This is a genomic window from Pseudoalteromonas sp. QJM3NY_22 (genome assembly GCF_056173065.1).
This window is the reverse complement of sequence record NZ_CM149655.1, coordinates 2465231-2487023: the sequence shown is the minus strand read 5'-3', so window position 1 is coordinate 2487023 and position 21793 is coordinate 2465231. Positions and strand designations below refer to the sequence as shown.

Below are 21793 nucleotides of genomic sequence, written 5' to 3'. Positions count from 1 at the left end.
GACCCTTGGACCGGGTGGTCAAGAGTAGGTAGCGCTTTTTCCTTCAATTATACTTTTTTTAAACGTTGGTACGACTGAGTGGATTCGAACTACTGACCTTTGGACCGGGTGATCAAGAGTAGGTAGTGCTTTTTCCTTCAGATGTACTTTTATTTATTTTACTTAAATGTTGGTACGACTGAGTGGATTCGAACCACCGACCCCTACCATGTCAAGGTAGTGCTCTAACCAACTGAGCTACAGTCGTATTACTTTATTTAAGTAGGTGTTAATTGCTTAACAACGGCTAATATATAGCGTGGTGGTTGGTGAATCAAGCAAGTTTGTTGTTTTTAAGTTTATTTGCCGTTTTTTTATTCATATTGGGCTTATTTCACACGTTTTATAAAAACCTTGCCACCAAACCACATGTTTTTTAGCTGAGCTTTTAAGCAAGTTCAGTAAGTTACTTGTCGAGCCCATTTTGACTAAGTTATTAATTTGAGGGCTTGAGATACTTTCGTTAAACCAAAGCTCGTTATAAAGCGGTTGTAGTACCTCTAGATAACCAGTTAATTGCGCTTGATAGGGCTGAATTTCTTTTAGGTAAAACTTTTGAAATACGTTGCTTATGATTTTTGCGTTTTTATTATTTTTATCCTTTGGGCACAGCGTATTAAAGTTTAGTGTTTTTACAAACTGTGTGGCGTTGTTATTTAACACGACCTGCATACGGGACGATTGAATGAGTGCTTGGTTAAATTGAAATTTATTAAGCTGCTCGAGTGCGCTAAAAATAGAGTCGCTATTAATTTCACTAAATTCTTTAGCCTTAATTTGCTGCTTAATGAGTACAAGTTGCTTTAGCGCAAATACGGTATCGCGAAAACCAGCGGGTTCAGTAGTGAGCTCGTTTGAGGTGAGTTGCCAGGTACGATTTAACTCAGATTCTTTAAATAACATGGTATTAAAAAAGTACATTAGGTGTGTTTCTTTATAGTTTTTGGCTGCGAGTATTTTTGTGTAACTAGGGCTATTTTTATCAAGCGTATTTAAGCAAACCTGCGCACTTTTAATAAAGTTTATTTGATATTTTAATTGCCCAGCAGCGCTGGCTGTTTTTCCTAATTGGTTATTGTGCTCACTTATAAGTACGTTAAGCTTACATTGGCTAATGCCTGCAAGCTCAACAATACTTAGTGTTAAGTCACTTTGTGCTATTGGGGGAGGCTGCAGTAAAGGGAGTTGCTTGAGTGGCGCAGACTGTGTTGGGCTTGCATTAACTGTGCTACTTAAGCGTTCAATATAAGTAGCGTTTACAGTACTTTGTGGTTTGTTGCAGCCTGTAAGCATTAAAAAACACATTACCAGCAAAGCAGCTGGTAATGTTTTAAGGCTGAGCTTATTAGTTTTGATTGAGTGCATCACTGTTAACAAATTCATATTTTAGACGCTTTCTTACTGTTAGCATTAATAAAATTGCAGCGACACTAAGGCCTACTATTATTCCAACCCAAAAGCCATGCGGCCCCATAGCTGGCACAATTATGTCTGTTCTTGCCAATACGTAACCTAAACAAAAGCCGATTAACCAATACGATATAAACGTAATATACGATATAGGCGTGGTGTATTTTAACCCACGGAGCATGCCATTTGCTGCAACTTGGAGTGCATCAGGTAATTGGTAAATACACGCTAAAATCATAATTGATGAAGCCAATGCCATAACAGCGGGACTGTCGGTATACAGTTGGCTAATTAAATCACGACCTGTAAAAGTCATAAGTGCCAAAAATAGTGCAATTACAATAGCTAATATGTAACTAGTTGATACGGCAACTTTTAACTGCTGTAAATTATTTTGACCATATAGATTACCAATACGAATACTTATAGCGATAGAGAGGCTTAGCGGCATCATAAACAGCAATGTAGTTACACTCGCTGCTATTTGATGGCCTGATACAGCCACAGCGCCTAAATGCGCTATAAATAGCGGTATACAGGCAAATAAGGTTACTTCAAAAAAGGTGGCTAATGAAATTGGAATACCTAATTTTGTAATCGTTGCAATGGTGGCTAGGTTAGGTTTTTCAAATGGAGTAAGTAGGCCTTTGGCGTCTACTTTTTTACTTAGTTGGCAGTAAGTCACTTGTGCAATTGCCATAACAGTTAAAACAATTGCTGTTGCAATACCACAACCCGCGCCGCCGTAGGCAGGTAAACCAAATAAACCATTTATAAAAATATAATTTACCGGAATATTCACAGCTAAACCCAGCAAGCTTATGTAAAAAGCGGGTTTAGTCATGCCCATGCCTTCGGTCATGTTTCTATAAGTGGTAAAAATTAAAAAGCCGAATACACCCCATTTAACAAAATGAATGTAGTCAAAAGCGAGGCTTGCAATTGCTGGGCTGGTATCGAGCCTTAATATAATTATGTCGGCTAGATAAGTGATACCGAACCCTATAGCACTCAATAGTACGGTTAAATAAAGGGCTTGTTGAAAATAATGGCTAATACCTTTTTTGTCATTCGCACCTGCGTACTGTGCAATGATACCGGTGAGCGCTAATAAAATGCCTTGTAATGCAAGTAACAAAGGATTCCAAATACCTGTGGCAATAGACAGTGCCGCTAAATCTGTAGGACTTACTTGACCGGCCATAATAGTGTTGACCACCGACATTAAAACAAGGGTAACTTGAGCTAAAAAAACAGGAAGAGCAAGAGAGAGTAAGCGTTTAGCTTCCCAATTACAAAAGGTCATAAAAACAGCTATTTAATAAAACAGAACACAATTGTAATCTATTGTGTTTCAAATAAAAATCTCAGTTGTGAATGATTTTATTAGTTGATACGTTAAACTATCACTTTGTAATAATTTTAAGTGATTTTATGTTTACAGGAATAGTGCAAACGCAAGCAACAGTGGTTTCTAAAACTCAAACAGCCGGCGTTCTACGTTTAGTTATATCGGTAAGTGATGAATATGTAAAACACCTAGATTTAGGCGCAAGTATAGCTATTAACGGGTGTTGCTTAACTGTTGTGCAAGTTGAACTAAGTAACCATGATGTGGTGGCGCAAGTACATTTTGATGTGATTGACGAAACCCTAAAGCTAACTAATTTAGGGTTGCTTGAGCTAGGCAGCTTAGTTAATTACGAGCGCTCAGTTACGTTTGGTACTGAATTGGGTGGGCATATAGTGTCTGGGCATATTCATTGTACGTCACAAATCTCTCAAATTGTGAAGCTTGAGAATAACTGTAAAATTCAATTAAGCTTACCAAAAGAGTGGAAAAAGTATGTGTTATATAAAGGCTTTGTTGCTATAAATGGCGCAAGCTTAACCGTGGGTGAAATTGACGAGCAAGGATTTTGGTTACACCTTATTCCCGAAACGCTCGCTATTACAAACATTGGTGCAGCACAAGTAGGTGATAAGCTAAATATTGAAGTAGATCAGCAAACTTATACTATTGTAAACACGGTAGAAAATTACTTACGCCATCAGGTTTAAATTAAAATATTTGTTCGTCGTCGCTGTCTACGTGTAGCTCTAATTTATTGTTAGCATAGTCTATATGCATGTTTAAATGAATTGGGTTACAGCAGGCTGCACAGTCTTCTATATAATCTTGATCGCCCATACTTGCATCTAAGTCTAAATGAATGTGGTGTCCGCAATGTGGGCAGGCGATTCGTTGTGACAAAAAGTCTTTCATAATCACTCCAGTTATAAATAATTAAGTGGTTGCAAATAACTCTAGCAAAAACTTAATGGATCAAAGCTGAACTCCTTACTTTACTAAATATAGTCGGTCTGGAGGATTGTGACACTTATTTTACATTGGTTGCTGTGAGCATTTCTATATGTTGTTTTGCTTCAGTGAGATAGTGTCCAGCAAAAATGTTAGCGTGATTTAAAATTGGGTATAATTGATAAATCAATTTTCGTTTTTGATAGTTTTGCGAAAGCGGATATTGCTGATTGTAGGCAGTATAAAAATTTTCAGGGAGCGGGGCAAACAACTCGCTCATCGCAATATCAACTTCCCGATCACCATAATAACAAGCTGGATTAAATACGGTTGGAAGCATATTGATAAACCCCATGTTTCCGCGCCAAAAATCACCGTGCAGCAATGATGGCTCTACTTGATGGCTATGGAGTTGTTCTTTTATCGTATTTATTAAGCGTTCGGGTTCAACAAAGTTAATGCCTTTTTCAGCGAGTAACTGTAATTGCCAGCCGATACGTTCTTCGGCATAAAATACGTCCCATTTTTTATGCCGGCGGTTAGGTTGTATGGCTGTCTCTTGATCACAACTTTTCTGTCTGCTGAATTGATATTAACAATTCGGCAGATTCGACCATTTCTGCTAATTTCAACCACCCCTTCCAGAGTGCTTTTACGCCAACTCGACCATTTCTTTTACTGTCATACCACCCTCCCAATTTCGCTAAACTATAGTATAGCCAATGGAGAGACGGTACTTTATCCGGCAACACATCCTTTTCAACCTTTGCCCATAGTAATTTCCACGTCATCTCTTTAACACAAGTTGTACATCTCACTTCTTTGTCTAATTCACTTCTTTGTCTAATTCACTCCTTTGCGCCATATTTTGCAGCTGTAATAACCTGACAGCAATAAACGCCTTAATGATCGCAATTCGTAAAATATTATCACTGTGCTGCAAACGTAAATCTTCTACTTCGGTTCCATCTGTTTTCCATGTTTTATGAAACTCCTCTACACGCCAGCGAAGTTCATAGTATCTTACTAATTTCTGGGCATCTTCTGCTGTATTTACGGGCTCTGTCGTATATAAAATCCAACATAATGGATTTTTTTGCGTACTTTCTTTTTCCTGACAGACAATGACATTGACGCTCAATGTCGGTGATTCTTGCCCTTGTACTCGCTTAGGCTTGGCGAGTGTTATAGGTTGATAGCTCAATGTAATTCGGGCCTGACGCGCTTTTCTTCCCGCACGTTGCGCTATATTAATAGTGTAACAACACTGACCCTGCGCTGTTTCTATTAACTGATTGAGATTGCATTGAGGCTCTATTAATTTTCTATTTTCTTTTGCTCTGACTAAAAATCGATGCCCTTCATCTTTTTGGTAAGTCATGTACTCATAAATGTCAGCTTCTCTGTCGCAGATGTTAAGTATATTTGATAATTCACCTGTACGTTTTTTTATATCCATTAATGTTTGTTGCCAGCGATAGCTTTCTTTCTCTTCGTAAGGGCGTTGCTGTTGTTGATCTTTAGTCCCTTTAACCTTTGATTTCCTAAACCAATAGTACTGGTCGAGTAAACCAATAACGTGCTCCGTATCTGCATCAATTGCTAAAGTTGAATGCGCATATAGCGTTCTTGTTTTTGATGGTTTTCCTAATGTATTTGCACAGTTCACATCGCCTAATTCTTTGCAAACACTGTGTTTAAATGTCAATCCTGTCGTATCTTGGATAGCGAGAACCAAAGGCAACTGCTTTACCGCTTCACTCGTTTGTGAGAATCCTGAATCGGCAATCGCTTGAGGGGATATTTTCTCATTTCTAATGAAACGATAAGCGGCTTCAATTTTTGCGGGTGTATCAGAAGCCTTAACAATTGAGCTGTCTGCATTCTCAGCCATATCGCTTGCTAGTAGAGCTAATCGTCGGGTGCGTCTCGGATCTCCTAAATTAGCATTACCAAAAATTAATTGAGCCCATTCTTCAGAAGTGTTTGTGTGCATATGATAAATCTATGAGTGATGATGATCGATTAGATCACAGACTTAACGATATTCAAAGACTTGTGTATAAGAGACAGGGTTGTATGGTTGTAGCTAAATAATTGTCTACATCAAAACCAAACATAGCCTGTTCATGTATGGTGTGCATTTTAGCCAAGTTTTTACCCATAGCAGACCACGTATCATGAGGTTGTTTATCAAGTACTAGCCATTCTAAAACGATAAACGAAAATTCTATGTTTGCACCTGTTACAATGCAATCGGGCACCATAAATACACTATTTTGTGCTAAAAGTTCTAAACCGATAGCTTCACTTTCAAAACGTTCGAGTTCATTTTTTAATGCTACTTTTACTAAGTAGTTTTGTGTACCGTTACTTAAATGAAATAGTTTATCGGAGCTGGAACTTTGTAGTTGGCGTTTGTGGGTGTGTTTAAAATCATAATGAATAGCTTGGCTGATGTGCTCGTTTACTGTTTTCCACATAACAATTGCTCACCTTTTAAACAGATAGTTAAACTATGGCAAAAAGGAATTAATTTAACAATCTAAACGTTGTAAAATTAACGGCTATATTGCATAAACTACATTTACTGTAATGGAGTAAGAATGAACAAAAGTTTAATAACCAATTCGCTAGCAGGTTTATGTGTTGTTGTAGGTTTTGTGTTTAACCAAGCAATTGTGCTATCTGTTGGTTTATTTGCACTTTCTGGTGCGGTAACTAATTTATTGGCTATTCATATGTTATTCGAAAAGGTTCCGTTTTTATATGGCTCAGGCGTTATAGCACTTAAATTTGAAAGTTTTAAAGTGGCCATAAGAAACTTAATATTAACGGAGTTTTTTTCAGAGCAAAAAATTAATAATTTACTAAATAAAGCACAGCCAAATATCGACTTTGAGCCAATAATTAGCAATGTTGATTTAAACCCTGCTTTTGACAATTTGTTAGAAGTAATAGAGCAATCTCAGTTTGGCAGTATGCTAGGAATGTTTGGCGGTACAGCGGCAATAGAGCCAATGCGTGAAAAGTTTATTGAAAAAATGCAACTGTCGCTTGGTGAGATCTCTCAAACTGACGATTTTAAAGCATTAGTAACCCAAACACTTTCACAAGGTAACAGCGCAGAGAGTTTATATAAAACAGTGCTTAAACTAGTTGATGAGCGCTTAGATGAGCTTACCCCTAAGATGGTGAAAGAGATTATTCAAACTATGATCCGCGAGCACCTAGGCTGGCTTGTTGTGTGGGGCGGTGTATTTGGTGGTTTATTTGGCTTAATAGCGGTGATTATCTAACTTAAAATGAATTAAGCAAGCGGTTTAACAGCCTGCTTAATTGCTTTTTAGCTGCCATTTATTTAGGGCTTGTAATAATAGTTACTGTAGGTATGTTTACTTTGGCTAAATCTTTAATTGATGTGCGTGTTGTCGCTTCAATATTTAGATAATTAGCGCTTTTATCTAAACCTAAATTCGGATAATAAGTGCAATTTCTCAGATTAGATGGCCAGCTGTTATAATTCGGCCATTCTCTCGCCAAAGGAAATTGCTTTAATGAAATATAAACAGCTGACACAAGCAGAAAGATACCAGATTTACGCGTTAATAAAAGCAGGAAATAACCAAAAACAGATAGCTGATGAACTCACTCGTTCACCGTCATCTATCTCTAGAGAGTTAAAACGCAATAAAGGGCTTAAAGGCTATCGACCTAACCAAGCCAATAATTTTGCAGAGCAAAGACGCAAGTCATCTTTCAAAGCAAGTAAGTTAACAGATGATGTTACTGACTGGATTAATAAATTGTTGGTTGACGGACTTTCGCCAGAGCAGGAGGCAGGCCGCTTAGCTTTAGAGAAAAAGGTCGTTTTGCATCATGAAACGATTTATCAATATATTTACAGAGACAAGGCTCGTGGTGGTGAACTACATAAGACACTCACTCGTGCATGTAAAAAGTATAAAAAACGCTATGGAAGCTACGATAAACGTGGACAGATAGTTAATCGAGTCAGTATTGATGAACGCCCAAGTATTGTGGATTCAAAGTCTAGGATTGGTGATTGGGAGGGCGATACAGTGATAGGCAAAGGGCGTAAAAATGCCCTTGTTACAATGGTTGAACGTAAAACGTTATATACAGTCGTTCACAGAATTGAAAGCAAGCATGCGAAAATAACAGCCGATGCGCTGATCAAGTGTATGACACCCTATAAAGGTAAGGTTATTACCGTGACTTTAGATAATGGAAAAGAGTTTGCTCACCATGAGCATGTTGCACAAAAATTAGAAGCGGATGTGTATTTCGCTCACCCATATTCATCATGGGAGCGGGGCATAAATGAGAATACCAACGGCTTACTTAGACGCTTCTTCCCCAAGGGAACTGACTTTATGTCGCTAAGTGAAGCAGAAATACAGGCGGCAGTTGATAAGCTCAACCATCGGCCAAGAAAAACAAGAGGGTATAAAACCCCTCATGAGTTATTTACGGGGCAATCAGAAGTTCTGGTGGCTGCATAATGATTGCACTTAATACTTGAATTCAAGAAATTATAAAGTGATACAAACTCTGTTATTGGTAAGTTATTACATTGCAGTTTGTTGATGGCGGCTTTACTGGTACGTAAATCACGCAGTGTTGCACGCAATTTATAGGCTTTATTAGACGCAACAGCCATACAAGCCTGTGTACCTGGGCTTGTATCAGCAGCAACAAATTTTGCTGCTAAAGTAGGTGTTGTAATAAGTGCCGCGCTTAATACTAAGCCGGTATATAAAGTTGCTTTTAATATGTTCATAATTTATTCCTCATTATTTGCGGGTGCAGGGTAAGTATTAAACGAATTGAATAAAAAAGCTGTTAACCAAATGCAACAAGCTGTAAGCAAGTATGTGATTAATACACACTTATAATTAGATGTATGAATTAATAGCAATTTAAGTATGTTTTTTGACACACTTATATAAATTTTTTTATTACAGCTGATTTATTTTTTCAGGCTGTTATTATCGCCCCCATAATTTAGTCGTGTTTTTTTAGGAGCAACGGTGAGCAAAACGTTAGCCAGTTATTATCAGCAAGCATACGCTTGCGATCAGCAGCATTTTAACCAGTGTTTTTATTGTGGTTGTGAAGCAACAGAGCGCGACCATTGTCCGCCATTGCATATGCTACAAAGCATTGTTGATTTAGGTGAAGAGGCTGACTTTATCTCTATCCCTGCGTGTTATGAGTGTCATGCACTTTTACATAACGAAAGACTGATGACGATTGATGAGCGTTTTACCAAGCTTAAAAAAAAGCTCTCAAATAAATATGCTAAACCACTGCGCGTTTATAACATGTGGGAAGAAAGCGAACTTGGCGACATGAGCGACGAGTTTGCCCATAGTATTCAAGCGGGTATGAAATTAGGAAAAGAAGCCGCTGAGCGTTTAGCCTTTACGGGTTTTAGCTATGCCACAGAAGATGCCAAAGTAGCAGTGCGTGAAAAAACGAAAGAGTTTGATGTAGAGGGCATGATATTTACCGACTTTAAAGAAGCGCTAAATTACTGCATTAATGATTTAAACGTACAAAAAAGTGACTTTTATAAAATTTTGGTTGAAGACTACCAAGGTGATTTTAATAAAGCATTGAGCCAGTATCGTCACCGTCATGACAAAGTAACTGCAGCTAAAGACGGTAATACACTTATTAAAGATTTTTCAAAGCTACATAAGCAAAACTCTGATTTTGTAACGCGTACGGTAAAGCACTTTATAAGCAAAGACCCCTCGCTTACCACCGAAGGTGCGCTTGAAAAGTTGTATAACAATTATATAAAGAAATAATTACAGATATTCATCTTAATTAACTGCGTTTTCACCTGTTTTTTTGGCTTTATTCCTTAGCTTTCGCTAAAGTAGCAAAAAAACAGGAGATCCAAACAACATGCAAAAATTTGCACCTTCTTTATTAGCAGTGGGCTTAGCTGCTGCACTTGTAGGTTGCCAAGAAAACGGCCCGCAAGACGATAAAATAACAATTAACAAAAACCCTTACCCAAGTACTTATCAGCCAGTTTCTACATCTAGCACATTAATTACCAATGCCACCGTTTTAACAGGTACTGGTGAGCGTTTAGATGAAACAGATGTATTACTTGTTGACGGCAAAGTACAACAAGTCGGTAAAGACTTAACAGCCACTGCTGATATTACAATTGATGCACAAGGCAAATGGGTAACACCGGGTATTATTGACGTACATTCACATTTAGGCGCATACCCAAGCCCGTCGGTTGAGTCGCATCAAGATGGTAACGAAATGACCAGCCCTAACACTGCAGAAGTGTGGGTTGAGCATTCTGTCTGGCCACAAGATCCAGGCTTTAACCGCGCCCGCGAAGGCGGCATTACTTCTCTGCAAATTTTACCAGGCTCAGCTAACTTATTTGGTGGTCGCGGTGTTACGCTTAAAAATGTACCTGCACACACTATGCAAAGCATGAAATTTCCTGGCGCGCCGTATGGTTTAAAAATGGCATGTGGTGAAAACCCTAAACGTGTTTATGGTCGCAAAGGCGTGCTGCCTTCAACTCGTATGGGTAATATGGCTGGTTACCGTATGGCATGGGCTGAAGCTGCTGAATACAAACGTGCATGGGATAAGTACGATGCCGATTACGCGGCAGGTTTAAACCCAGAAGCACCAGTACGTGATATTAAACACGATACGCTACGCGGTGTGCTTGAAGGCGAAGTGATGATTCATAATCATTGTTATAAAGCTGAAGAAATGGCAATGATGATTGACCTGTCAAAAGAATTTGGTTACCACGCAGGTACTTTTCATCACGGTGTAGAAGCATATAAAATTGCTGACTTACTTGCCCAAAATGGTTCGTGTGCTGCACTTTGGCCAGACTGGTGGGGCTTTAAAATGGAAGCCTACGATATGGTACAAGAAAACGTGGCTATTGTTGATGCGGTTAAAAACTCGTGTGCAGTTGTTCACTCAGATTCAGATACTACTATTCAGCGTTTAAACCAAGAAGCGGGCAAGGTTATGTACCGCGCTAACGAAAATGGTTTTGATATTTCTGAGCAACACGCTATTAAATGGATCACGTCTAACGCTGCTAAATCGTTAGGTATTGATGACAAAACAGGTTCACTAGAAGCCGGTAAGCAGGGCGATGTTGTTATTTGGAATCAAAGCCCATTTAGTGTTTATGCTAAAGCTGAACAAGTGTTTGTTGATGGTGTAAAAGTTTACGATAGAAACGACAGCGCGTATCAAGCAGTAAGTGATTTTATGTTAGGTCAACAATAAGGAGCACCCAGAATGAAAAATTTATCACGTTCGTTTTCGCTTTCTCTGGTTGCTGCAGGATTATTAGCATCTGGTGCTGTAAGCGCACAATCGCTAGCAATTATTAATGCGACATTACATACGTCATCTGATCAAGGTGTATTAGAAGCGGCAAGCATTGTAATGACAGATGGTAAAATCACCGCGATTAACCCAACTGAAGTGAAAGCCGATAAGGTTATTGATGCAAAAGGTCAAATTGTAACCCCTGGCTTTATTGCAAGTATTAACCAACTTGGTTTAGTTGAAGTAAGTGCAGTTGCGGGCTCGCGCGATGCAGGCGAGGATAAAGCCGGTATCGATTTTGACGTAAGCTTGGCTTACAACGCTCATTCAAGCTTAGTGCCTTATGCTCGTAAAGGCGGCGTAACACGCGATGTAATTACTCCACATGGCGGCGATAGCATTTTTTCAGGCCTTGCGAGTGTTGTTGATTTAAGTGGTAGTTTTGACAGCGACATACAAAAACAGGCCGCTTTAATTGTTTACTTAGGTGAGCGCAGCAAAGGCTCTCGTGCTTTTACTTTGCAAACACTGATTAATAAGCTTGATGAGCACAAAACTAAAGCTGGTAAAAAAGCCAAAAAAGATGATGACAAACCAAGTACTGAAGATAAAGTCATGGCAAAAGTACTCACTGGCGAAATGCCATTAGTGGTTGGCGTATCACGTGCGGCTGATATTATTGAGCTCATTAAAGTGAAAGAGCAATTTGGCATTAATTTAGTGCTTAACGGTGCGCAAGATGCTGTTGTAGTTAAAGAGCGCGTTGCTAAAGCAAATATCCCAGTGATCATTAGTGCAATGGATAGCTTACCAGGAAGTTTTGATTCGCTTCATGCGAGTTTAGATAATGCTAGTGTGCTTGAAAAAGCAGGCGTTAAAGTATTATTAACGGTAGGTGGCGATGCAAGCCACAACATATATCAGCTACGTTTCGATGCTGGTAATGCTGTGTCGTACGGTATGAGCCAAGAAGGTGCGTTAAAAGCGGTTACATCAAACGTTGCTGATGTATTTGGTATTAATGCAGGTAGCCTTGAAGTTGGTAAAGCCGCTGATGTAGTAATGTGGAGTAATGACCCGTTTGAACTAAGCAGCCATGTGAGCAAAATGTTTATCAATGGGGTTGAGGTATCTACACAATCTCGTCAAGATAAACTGCGTGACCGCTATACAACTGACTCAAAAATGCCACGGGCTTATACCAACCCGCAATAATGCTTAATCAATTTGAGGGATTAAATCTGACGGTAACTGCGTTAAAAATTTCTGATATAGAGCAACTAAATAACGAAATTTTTGCCTTGTTATCGACAAGATTTTCTTGCCTCAAAATTGATCACTTAATTAAGCGAATTGGTATGATACTAAATAATTAATTAAATAAATAAATTTAATTATTTTAAAGGCCGCTATTTTATAAATAGCGGCCTTTTTTAAAGTTTATACCAATCCGCAATAATACTTAATCATTTTGCGGGGCTAAACGTGTCGCTACCTGTGTTAAAAAATTCTCATTTACGACTGCATGGATGCAGAAGGTAGAGCAATGCAGGAGCAATTGCCGAGAACGACTAAATAGCAAATTTTTTGCCTAGCTATCAACACGTTTTTCCATCCTAAAAATAGATCACTTAATTAAGCGAATTGGTATCAGACATAAAAAAGCCGCTTACTTTTACAAGTAAGCGGCTTTTAAATTTAAACCAATATTTATACTAATTTAGCAAGAATATCGTTAAATGTAGTGCTTGGACGCATCGCTTTAAACGCTGCATCATCGTTAGGCTGGAAGTAACCGCCTAAATCAACTGCAGGGCCTTGCGCATCGTTAAGCTCACTTACGATTTGCTCTTTATTAGACTCAAGGTCGCTAGCAATTTGAGTAAACTGTGCTTTAAGTTCACTGTCATCATTTTGCTTAGCAAGTTCTTGTGCCCAGAATAAAGATAGGAAGAAATGAGAACCACGGTTATCAATTTCTTTCACTTTACGTGAAGGAGACTTGTTTTCAGCAAGGAATGTGCCTGTCGCTTTGTCTAGTGTATCAGCAAGTACTTGTGCCTTGTTGTTACCCGTAGTTACGCTAAGGTGCTCAAGCGATGCAGCTAGTGCTAAAAATTCACCTAAAGAATCCCAACGTAAGTGGTTTTCTTTTTCGAATTGTTGAACATGCTTAGGTGCAGAACCACCCGCGCCAGTTTCAAATAAGCCACCACCGTTCATAAGTGGAACAATTGAAAGCATTTTAGCACTCGTACCCAACTCTAAAATTGGGAATAAGTCTGTAAGGTAATCACGTAATACATTACCTGTTACAGAAATCGTGTCTTTACCTTCTTTAATACGCGCTAATGAGAACAATGTTGCTTCAAGCGGTGCTAAAATTTGAATATCCAAACCAGCTGTATCGTGATCTGGTAGGTATTTATTTACTTTTTTGATTAGCTGCGCATCATGTGCACGGTTTTCGTCTAACCAGAAAATAGCTGGAACGCCTGTTGCGCGTGCACGATTTACTGCAAGCTTAACCCAATCTTGAATTGGTGCGTCTTTAACCTGACACATACGCCAGATATCGCCTTGCTCAACACTGTGCTCAAGTAATGTATTACCATTAGCATCAACGACACGGATAGAACCGTCCGCTTTAGCTTCAAATGTTTTATCGTGAGAACCGTATTCTTCCGCTTTTTGAGCCATAAGGCCAACGTTAGGAACGCTCCCCATAGTTGTTGGATCAAACGCGCCATTTACTTTACAAAAATCGATAGTTGCTTGGTAAATACCTGAGTAACAACGATCAGGAATTACAAAGCTAGTGTCTTGTAATTTACCATCGTTATTCCACATTTGACCGCTTGAACGTATTGCAGCAGGCATAGATGCATCGATGATCACGTCACTTGGTACGTGTAAGTTTGTAATACCACGGTCAGAATCAACCATAGCAATAGCAGGGCGGCTAGCGTAAACAGCTTGAATATCTGCTTCAATTTCTTCGCGCTTAGCACCGTCTAATGTTTGAATTTTAGAATATACGTCGCCTAAACCATTATTTACATCAACACCTAGCTCTTCAAAAAGCTCACCGTGTTTAGCAAACACATCTTTGTAGAATACTTTTACAGCATGACCGAAGATGATTGGATCAGATACTTTCATCATTGTCGCTTTCATGTGAAGCGAGAATAAAACACCTTTTTCTTTAGCAGCATCAATTTCAGCAGCCAAGAAAGCTTGAAGCTTAGAAGCGCTAATGCTTGATGCATCAATTACTTCGCCAGCTAAAAGAGGTGTGCTTTGTTTAAGAACAGTAACGTCACCGTTAGTTGCAACATGTTCAATACGCACATCAGTGGCTGTATCTACAGTGACTGATTGCTCAGACCCAAAGAAATCACCTTCGCTCATGCTTGCAACGTAAGACTGAGAATCTTTGCTCCACGCACCCATTGAATGTGGGTTGTTACGTGCATATTCTTTTACAGAACCTGGTGCGCGACGATCAGAGTTACCTTCACGTAGTACTGGGTTTACTGCACTGCCTTTAATTTTGTCGTAAGCAGCTTGAACTGCTTTTTCTTCATCATTTTTAGGTTCAACAGGGTATTCTGGAAGCGCGTAACCTTTTGCTTGAAGCTCTTTAATTACAGCTCGCAGCTGTGGAACAGATGCACTGATGTTTGGTAATTTGATGATGTTCGCTTCTGGTGTTTTAGCAAGCTCGCCAAGTTCAGCAAGTGCATCGCCAATGCGTTGTTCTTGTGTTAAATAATCAGGGAAGCTAGCAATTACACGACCTGCTAATGAGATATCGCGAGTTTCAACTTCAACACCGGCCGCATTTGTATATGCTTGGATGATCGGTAGCAACGAGTAAGTTGCTAGTGCCGGAGCTTCGTCCGTTTTTGTATAGATAATTTTTGATGTCATCATCATTCCTAGATAGTTGACCGATAAGGTCTTATTCAACAATGCAAAGAAAATCATTACTAATGAGTAAATATTATTAAACAAGTTAATAAACACGTACGCTCGTAATGAATAGTTTGTTAGGTGTTGGTACTCAGCGTTGCTTTTTTATAAAAGCAGAATAGTCACACCTGACGAACTAGAATTGTATTTATAGCTAAAAAATCAACAAAAATAAATCAGCCTTTAGCCTAGTACATTTAAAACTGGCAAAAGTATGATAACTGTTGTGTTAATGCGCTGTTCTAGCATTAAGAGTGTAACAAGCTTAAATAAAAAGGGCCAGAGTATGAAGGAGCTCAATACTCAGTTAAACAATTAACTCTTAGAACATTGGGGTATATAAAATAAATTCAAGGAAAAGGGTTGAATTTGGGCAAAAAGGGGCAATAAATAAGGGTGAAGAGATAAAAGTATGCTTAAGGAATTAAGCGAGGATCTAAAAAGGTCACTCGCTTTAGTCGAACAGAACATTGTTCACTCTATAATGTCGCCATCAGGGGCAATATTTTTAGCGTGGAGGCCCTTAGGCCCTTGTTCTAATTCGAAAGTTACATCTTGACCAGCTTTAAGTGTTTTATATCCGTCCATTACAATAGTTGAGTAATGAGCGAAAATATCATTCTCGCAGCCGTCTTCTACGATGAAACCAAAACCTTTGGCGTTGTTGAACCATTTAACTTTACCGCAAGCCATACTTCTACATCCTTCAATAAGTTGACTAATTTAGTTATTCTAAACCGTATAATTTGCTAGACTGATTAAGGTTTAATCAATCTATGTTTGACTGTAGTTTATTTAGCCAACCAGTCAAGTGTTTTGAGTTATTTTTTTAACATTTTATTTATTTTTTATTCAAGTTTGCTTGAGTTACAAAGACAAGACTATATTTAATTATGAGTGGTATGAAAGATTCAGGTGTAATTGACACAGTTCGCGACAGTGAAAAGCAAAAGCTACAACCACCGCGAAAATATAAAGTTGTTTTAAATAACGACGACTACACGCCGATGGACTTTGTAATAGAAGTTTTAACGACGTTTTTTAATATGGATAGCGATAGAGCAACCGACGTGATGCTTCAGGTTCATGAAAAAGGTAAGGGTATTTGCGGTGTTTACAGCGCCGATGTAGCCCATACTAAGGTTGAACAAGTTAACCGCTACGCGCGTGATAACGAGCATCCACTGCTTTGTAGTTGTGAGCAGGAATAAATACCAACTAGGGTGATCAAACATCCGATTGTTGTGGTATAAATTATTATCTCAGTAAGGGGTTGCCAATGCTAAACAAAGACTTAGAACTCACATTAAATGCCGCGTTTCGTGAAGCGCGCACTCGCCGTCATGAGTTTATGACCGTAGAGCACCTTTTACTTGCGCTGTTAGATAATCCTTCAGCAGGAGAAGCCCTAAATGCGTGCGGTGTTAATCTTTCTGGCTTAAAAACCGAATTATTAGAATTTATTGACGAAACAACACCCGTCATCCCAGATCTAGAAGAAGAACGTGAAACTCAGCCAACGCTTGGTTTTCAGCGTGTATTACAGCGTGCGGTATTTCATGTGCAATCGTCAGGTAAAAATGAAGTTACTGGCGTAAACGTGCTAGTTGCTATTTTTTCTGAGCAAGAGAGCCAAGCTGTTTATTTACTTAAAAAGCAAGATGTATCGCGTTTAGATATTGTTAACTTTATTTCACACGGTATTTCTAAAGCCGATGATGAGTTAGGGGATGATACCGATGATATTCATGAAGAAGTGCAAGAAGTTCAAAATGAAGAAGCAAGCAAGCTAGACAGCTTTACAACCAACTTAAACGTTCAAGCACGTGAAGGCAATATAGACCCTTTGATTGGACGTGACAGCGAAGTAGAGCGCACGGTACAAGTATTGTGTCGTCGCAAAAAGAACAACCCATTACTAGTTGGTGAAGCAGGTGTTGGTAAGACAGCAATTGCCGAAGGCTTAGCGTATCGTATTGTTAACGAGCAAGTACCAGAAGTAATTGCAGATGCAGTTGTGTACTCGCTAGATATGGGGGCATTGCTTGCGGGTACTAAATACCGTGGCGATTTTGAAAAGCGCTTTAAAAGCTTATTAAAAGAGCTACAAGCACAGCCTGGGTCTATTTTATTTATTGATGAAATACATACCATAATTGGTGCCGGCGCAGCGTCTGGTGGCGTTATGGATGCATCAAACTTGCTTAAACCACTGCTTTCAAGTGGAAAGTTACGTTGTATGGGTTCAACAACTTACAATGAGTATAAAAATATTTTTGAGAAAGATCGTGCACTAGTACGTCGTTTTCAAAAAATAGATGTACTTGAACCAAGTGTTGCCGATACCACCAAAATATTAAATGGCTTAAAAGAGCGTTACGAAGAGCACCATGGTATTCGTTATACTCAAAAAGCATTAAAAGCAGCAGCAGAGCTAAGTGCTAAATACATTAATGAACGCCACTTGCCAGATAAAGCAATTGATGTAATTGATGAAGCCGGTGCAAGTCAGCGCCTGCAACCTAGCTCTAAACGTAAAAAAACCATTGGCGTGGCAGATATAGAACTAATTATATCTAAAATGGCACGTATCCCAGCGCAAAGCGTATCGTCAACAGATAAAGAAACGCTTAAAAACCTAGACCGTAATCTTAAAATGCTTGTATTTGGGCAAGATCAATCTATTGACGCGCTTACATCAGCTATTCGTTTATCTCGCTCTGGTTTATCAAGCGAAGAAAAACCAGTTGGCTCGTTCTTATTTGCAGGACCTACCGGTGTGGGTAAAACAGAAGTCACTAAACAGCTTGCTAAATGCATGGGTGTTGAGTTTATTCGTTTTGATATGTCTGAATATGTAGAGCGCCATGCTATAAGTCGATTAATTGGTGCTCCACCAGGATATGTTGGCTTTGAGCAAGGTGGTTTATTAACAGAAGCTGTTATTAAAAACCCACATGCAGTTGTACTTTTAGATGAGATTGAAAAAGCGCATCCAGACATTTATAACATCCTACTACAGGTAATGGATCACGGTACGTTAACCGATAATAACGGTCGTAAAGCCGATTTTAGAAATGTAGTTGTGGTAATGACAACTAACGCTGGTGTGCAAGAAACCACACGTAAGTCGATTGGTTTTACAGAGCAAGATCACACGCATGATGCAATGGGCGAAATTAATAAAGTATTCTCGCCAGAATTTAGAAACCGTTTAGATAACATCATTTGGTTTAATCACCTTGAACGTGAAGTTATTTTAATGGTGGTTGATAAATTTATTGTGGAGCTGCAATCCCAGCTTGATAAAAAATCGGTTAACCTTGAGCTTACGTCTAAAGCACGTGAGTGGTTGGCAGATAAAGGCTACGATAAAGCAATGGGTGCACGACCAATGGCACGTGTTATTCAAGAAGAGCTTAAAAAGCAATTAGCTAACGAAATACTGTTTGGTGAACTTGTTGATGGCGGTACGGTTAAAGTATCGGTTAAAGACAAGAAGATTCGGTTTGATTACGAGAGTAGCTTAACACCAGCGTAAAACGTTAATTAAAAAGTTTAGTTAAATAAAATGGCTCGCTACATAATAGCGGGCCATTTTTTTGCCCTTTTTATAGGCAACAAAAAGCCCAGTAAAAACTGGGCTTTTTGTTTATTAAATGTAATTGCTAGTCAATGTCTATCAATTACATTTAATAAACGCTTAAAGCTAGTAAAACACTAGCCAAAAACTAAATCTCGTTTACGCACTTACTTAGCGAGCACGGAATACGATACGACCTTTCGATAAATCGTAAGGAGTCATTTCTACCGTTACTTTATCGCCGGTTAAAATACGGATATAGTTTTTGCGCATTTTGCCTGAAATATGAGCCACAACTACGTGACCATTTTCTAGCTCAACTCGGAACATTGTATTTGGTAAAGTATCAAGGACTGTCCCTTGCATTTCGATTACGTCTTCTTTCGCCATGTTTAGCGTAACACCTCTTTAATAGTTAAACGCTGCAGATTTTGCCCAAAATACACCAATAAGTAAAGGCGCAGGGGCTATATTTGCAAATTAAATAGCCACCCACTCATCATTAAGCTGTTTTTGAGCTGGTAAAAACTGAGTTTTGTACTTCATTTTGTTGCATTCATCAATTTGATAGCCCAAGTACACGTATTGCTTATTTTGCTCTTTTGCAAATCTAAGCTGCTCTAATATCATCACAGAGCCTAAACTATAGTGTTCAAAATCGGGGTCGAAAAAGGTATAGATTGCAGAAATAGCGCTATTCATACAATCAGTTACGGCAACTGCGACTAAAGTATCTTGGTGCCATAGTTCAACAAATGTGATTTTGAGCCAACTGCAAAGTAAAAAGCTTTGAAACTGTTCTTTTTCAGGAGGATACATACTTCCATCCTGGTGACGCATTGTTATGTACTTACTATAAAGCGGATAGTACTCAGGTCGCTCTTGCGTCGAATATTTCACTTCAAACTGGCTTTTTGCTTTGTTTAGTTTACGTTTTTGCGATTTTGAGGGGATAAAGTCTTGTGCTAATACACGTACAGAATTACATGCACTGCATATTGGGCAATGCGGGCGGTATATTTGGTTACCACTGCGACGAAACCCTAAACCTAATAATGACTCAAATTTGTCGGTACTGTAGCAACTAGGATCTAGAATAACTAAAAGTTGTTCTTGTCTGTTGGGCAAATAACTACAGTCAAACTCTTGGGTTAAACCAACACGTGCAGGAAGTTGTTCATTCATAGATTGCGTCAAGTTCTTGTGGCTCCCACATAATAGGGTTAACGATATAGCTATGTGCAGCTTTTAGTTTAGTCAAAAATGTTGAGCGAGGAATTACTTGTGCACCGAGGGTCATTAAATAAGGGTTTTCTAACTGGCAATCAATAAAATGCGCATTGTGACGTTTAAGCCAATTTACCAGTGCCCACATCGCAAGCTTAGAGCAATTGGTTTGATGATGAAACATCGACTCGCCACAAAATACACCATTTTGCATAATACCGTATAAGCCTCCTGCAAGCTCTCCGTTACTCCACACCTCTAAACTATGAGCAATGCCCGCATTGTGTGCATTAACGTAAGCGTTGAGCATGTCAGAAGTGATCCAGGTACCATCGGTGTCAAGGCGTTGATCGCGACATGCTTCTATCACCTCTTCAAAGGCATTATTAATGGTTACTCTCACAGGGTGCTTTTTTAAATGCTTACGCAGACTCTTACTTATATGAAAATCATCCAGTTCAAAAATCCCGCGTTCGCTCGGCGACCACCACATAATAGGCTCATCTTCACTAAACCAAGGGAATATTCCGCTTTTGTAGGCATTACTTAGGCGAGGTAAACTTAAATCTCCGCCAATTGCGAGTAAGCCATCAGGGGATTCTAATGCGTATTCCGGATTGGGGAATGCTATATCGTTTTCGCTTAATTGGTATAGCTGATTTCTCATACAGTACTTATCTTATAATTGATCGTAAAAGTGTAACTATATTTTAGGCATAAAAAAAGGGCTGAATAATCAGCCCTATAATAATTTATTTAATTGCTTATAAATTATCTAAGAAACGTTCTGCATCAAGAGCAGCCATACAGCCTGTACCCGCTGATGTGATTGCTTGACGGTAAATGTGGTCAGATACATCACCAGCAGCAAAAACGCCCTCTACACTTGTTTGAGTCGCGTTACCGTTCAATCCAGACTCTACAACTAAGTAGCCATCTTTCATTTTTAGTTGGCCAACAAACATATCTGTATTTGGCTTATGGCCAATAGCAATAAATACACCGGCTAAATCTAGTTCTTCAGTTGCATCAGAGTGTGCATCTTTAATACGAACGCCTGTTACACCCATTTGGTCGCCTAATACTTCGTCAAGCGTGCGGTTGTAATGCATTACAACGTTACCGTTTGCTGCTTTTTCAGCAAGGCGGTCAGCAAGTATTTTTTCACTGCGGAAACTATCACGACGATGAATAACATGTACTTCGTCAGCAATGTTAGATAAGTAAAGCGCTTCTTCAACCGCTGTATTACCACCACCAACAACCGCTACTTTCTGACCTTTATAGAAAAAGCCGTCACATGTAGCACATGCCGAAACACCACGGCCTTGGAAATTAGTTTCAGACTCTAAGCCTAAGTATTTAGCAGACGCACCCGTTGCAATGATTAACGCATCACATGTGTAAGTACCTTGGTCGCCAGTTAGTGTGAAAGGGCGCTTAGATACATCTACTTTATTAATGTGATCAAACACAATTTCAGTTTCAAAGCGCTCAGCGTGCTCTTTCATACGATCCATTAATGCAGGACCTGTTAAGCCGTGTGCATCACCAGGCCAGTTTTCAACTTCAGTCGTGGTTGTTAATTGGCCACCTTGTTGAATGCCTGTAATTAAAACAGGGTTTAAATTTGCACGTGCTGCATATACTGCGGCAGTATAACCAGCTGGGCCAGAGCCTAAAATTAGTAGCTTACAATGTTTTGCTTCAGTCATTATTTTTTCCTAAACGTTTAATACGGTCTTTAATGCGCTCGATTCTAAGAAAAACAAGGCAGAAGTAAACAAAATCCGAGATTATTTTTTTTAGTAAATCGAAAAGCTGTGCAGTATTGTGTACTAGAGATTGTGGCTTTTGCGTTTAATAAAGTAAAGTAGCTCAATAAATAG

The 21793-nt window shown here is 39.0% G+C and carries 20 protein-coding genes, 1 tRNA gene and 2 pseudogenes; 8 read left to right on the top strand and 15 right to left on the bottom strand.

All coding sequences use genetic code 11. The features are described 5' to 3' along the window. Positions 1-170: 170 nt before the first annotated feature. From AC0VZ4_RS11280 to AC0VZ4_RS11270, 3 genes are all read right to left on the bottom strand, one after another. Positions 171-247 (bottom strand) — tRNA-Val (locus AC0VZ4_RS11280). Between the two features lie 110 nt (positions 248-357). Further along, complete coding sequence (locus tag AC0VZ4_RS11275; protein WP_475441644.1) at positions 358-1404, bottom strand: DUF3080 family protein; 1047 nt, start codon at positions 1402-1404, stop codon at positions 358-360. Further along, on the bottom strand, positions 1385-2755 hold the full coding sequence (locus AC0VZ4_RS11270) for an MATE family efflux transporter (protein WP_475439709.1): 1371 nt from the start codon (positions 2753-2755) through the stop codon (positions 1385-1387). Before AC0VZ4_RS11270 ends, AC0VZ4_RS11275 begins: the two co-directional genes overlap by 20 nt. Before the next feature lie 128 nt (positions 2756-2883). On the opposite strand from AC0VZ4_RS11270, the gene AC0VZ4_RS11265 reads away from it, so the two are divergent. Then, positions 2884-3510 carry a riboflavin synthase gene (locus AC0VZ4_RS11265; RefSeq protein WP_033015721.1) on the top strand — a complete coding sequence of 209 codons (627 nt, stop codon included), beginning with the start codon at positions 2884-2886 and terminating at the stop codon, positions 3508-3510. A gap of 1 nt (position 3511) precedes the next feature. Here the strand turns inward: AC0VZ4_RS11265 and AC0VZ4_RS11260 are convergent, their stop codons facing one another. The 5 genes and pseudogenes from AC0VZ4_RS11260 to AC0VZ4_RS11240 all read right to left on the bottom strand — a co-directional run. Beyond that, positions 3512-3715, bottom strand: coding sequence for a CPXCG motif-containing cysteine-rich protein (locus tag AC0VZ4_RS11260; protein ID WP_007375655.1), 204 nt, complete (start codon positions 3713-3715; stop codon positions 3512-3514). A 115-nt stretch (positions 3716-3830) separates the two neighbouring features. Next, positions 3831-4307: pseudogene (locus tag AC0VZ4_RS11255) on the bottom strand (fructosamine kinase family protein); the annotation flags it as partial. Between the two features lie 7 nt (positions 4308-4314). Beyond that, complete coding sequence (locus tag AC0VZ4_RS11250) at positions 4315-4569, bottom strand: hypothetical protein (RefSeq protein ID WP_475439708.1); 255 nt, start codon at positions 4567-4569, stop codon at positions 4315-4317. 8 nt (positions 4570-4577) lie between these two features. Continuing rightward, complete coding sequence (locus AC0VZ4_RS11245) at positions 4578-5747, bottom strand: IS4 family transposase (RefSeq protein WP_475439707.1); 1170 nt, start codon at positions 5745-5747, stop codon at positions 4578-4580. Positions 5748-5823: 76 nt separating this feature from the next. Continuing rightward, positions 5824-6234, bottom strand: a pseudogene (locus AC0VZ4_RS11240) (fructosamine kinase family protein); the annotation flags it as partial. 123 nt (positions 6235-6357) lie between these two features. On the opposite strand from AC0VZ4_RS11240, the gene AC0VZ4_RS11235 reads away from it, so the two are divergent. Then, positions 6358-7050: a hypothetical protein gene (locus tag AC0VZ4_RS11235; protein WP_007375657.1), complete on the top strand. Its 693-nt coding sequence runs from the start codon at positions 6358-6360 to the stop codon at positions 7048-7050. 258 nt (positions 7051-7308) lie between these two features. Beyond that, the gene (locus AC0VZ4_RS11230; RefSeq protein WP_475441638.1) at positions 7309-8277 is read left to right on the top strand and encodes an IS30 family transposase; all 969 of its coding nucleotides are present in this window, start codon (positions 7309-7311) and stop codon (positions 8275-8277) included. On the opposite strand, the gene AC0VZ4_RS11225 is transcribed toward AC0VZ4_RS11230, so the two are convergent. Next, on the bottom strand, positions 8232-8555 hold the full coding sequence (locus AC0VZ4_RS11225) for a DUF3718 domain-containing protein (RefSeq protein ID WP_475439706.1): 324 nt from the start codon (positions 8553-8555) through the stop codon (positions 8232-8234). The two genes, AC0VZ4_RS11230 and AC0VZ4_RS11225, sit on opposite strands and share 46 nt — an antisense overlap. A gap of 250 nt (positions 8556-8805) precedes the next feature. Between AC0VZ4_RS11225 and AC0VZ4_RS11220 the strand changes: the two genes are divergently transcribed. The 3 genes from AC0VZ4_RS11220 to AC0VZ4_RS11210 all read left to right on the top strand — a co-directional run bounded on the left by AC0VZ4_RS11220 (position 8806) and on the right by AC0VZ4_RS11210 (position 12334). Further along, positions 8806-9591 (top strand): hypothetical protein, encoded by a 786-nt coding sequence (locus AC0VZ4_RS11220; protein ID WP_002962505.1) that lies wholly within the window; start codon positions 8806-8808, stop codon positions 9589-9591. Positions 9592-9691: 100 nt separating this feature from the next. After that, positions 9692-11074, top strand: coding sequence for an amidohydrolase (locus AC0VZ4_RS11215; RefSeq protein WP_475439705.1), 1383 nt, complete (start codon positions 9692-9694; stop codon positions 11072-11074). A 12-nt stretch (positions 11075-11086) separates the two neighbouring features. Continuing rightward, positions 11087-12334, top strand: coding sequence for an amidohydrolase family protein (locus AC0VZ4_RS11210; protein WP_007375661.1), 1248 nt, complete (start codon positions 11087-11089; stop codon positions 12332-12334). Between the two features lie 495 nt (positions 12335-12829). Here AC0VZ4_RS11210 and AC0VZ4_RS11205 read toward each other — a convergent pair whose 3' ends face one another. Together AC0VZ4_RS11205 and cspD are read right to left on the bottom strand one after the other, a co-directional pair. Continuing rightward, complete coding sequence (locus tag AC0VZ4_RS11205; protein WP_475439704.1) at positions 12830-15052, bottom strand: NADP-dependent isocitrate dehydrogenase; 2223 nt, start codon at positions 15050-15052, stop codon at positions 12830-12832. Positions 15053-15568: 516 nt separating this feature from the next. Beyond that, positions 15569-15787 (bottom strand): cold shock domain-containing protein CspD, encoded by a 219-nt coding sequence (gene cspD / locus AC0VZ4_RS11200; protein WP_002962500.1) that lies wholly within the window; start codon positions 15785-15787, stop codon positions 15569-15571. A gap of 209 nt (positions 15788-15996) precedes the next feature. Between cspD and clpS the strand changes: the two genes are divergently transcribed. Together clpS and clpA are read left to right on the top strand one after the other, a co-directional pair. Then, positions 15997-16305 carry an ATP-dependent Clp protease adapter ClpS gene (gene clpS, locus AC0VZ4_RS11195; RefSeq protein ID WP_007375663.1) on the top strand — a complete coding sequence of 103 codons (309 nt, stop codon included), beginning with the start codon at positions 15997-15999 and terminating at the stop codon, positions 16303-16305. Positions 16306-16373: 68 nt separating this feature from the next. After that, positions 16374-18635: an ATP-dependent Clp protease ATP-binding subunit ClpA gene (clpA, locus tag AC0VZ4_RS11190; protein ID WP_033030412.1), complete on the top strand. Its 2262-nt coding sequence runs from the start codon at positions 16374-16376 to the stop codon at positions 18633-18635. A 213-nt stretch (positions 18636-18848) separates the two neighbouring features. Here clpA and infA read toward each other — a convergent pair whose 3' ends face one another. The 4 genes from infA to trxB all read right to left on the bottom strand — a co-directional run bounded on the left by infA (position 18849) and on the right by trxB (position 21619). Beyond that, complete coding sequence (gene infA, locus AC0VZ4_RS11185; protein ID WP_002962494.1) at positions 18849-19067, bottom strand: translation initiation factor IF-1; 219 nt, start codon at positions 19065-19067, stop codon at positions 18849-18851. 90 nt (positions 19068-19157) lie between these two features. Continuing rightward, positions 19158-19862, bottom strand: a complete 705-nt coding sequence (locus tag AC0VZ4_RS11180; RefSeq protein WP_475439703.1) for an arginyltransferase — start codon at positions 19860-19862, stop codon at positions 19158-19160. Further along, positions 19855-20571 (bottom strand): leucyl/phenylalanyl-tRNA--protein transferase, encoded by a 717-nt coding sequence (gene aat / locus AC0VZ4_RS11175; protein ID WP_096793234.1) that lies wholly within the window; start codon positions 20569-20571, stop codon positions 19855-19857. Before aat ends, AC0VZ4_RS11180 begins: the two co-directional genes overlap by 8 nt. 97 nt (positions 20572-20668) lie before the next feature. Then, positions 20669-21619 (bottom strand): thioredoxin-disulfide reductase, encoded by a 951-nt coding sequence (trxB, locus tag AC0VZ4_RS11170; RefSeq protein ID WP_475439702.1) that lies wholly within the window; start codon positions 21617-21619, stop codon positions 20669-20671. Positions 21620-21793: the final 174 nt, after the last annotated feature.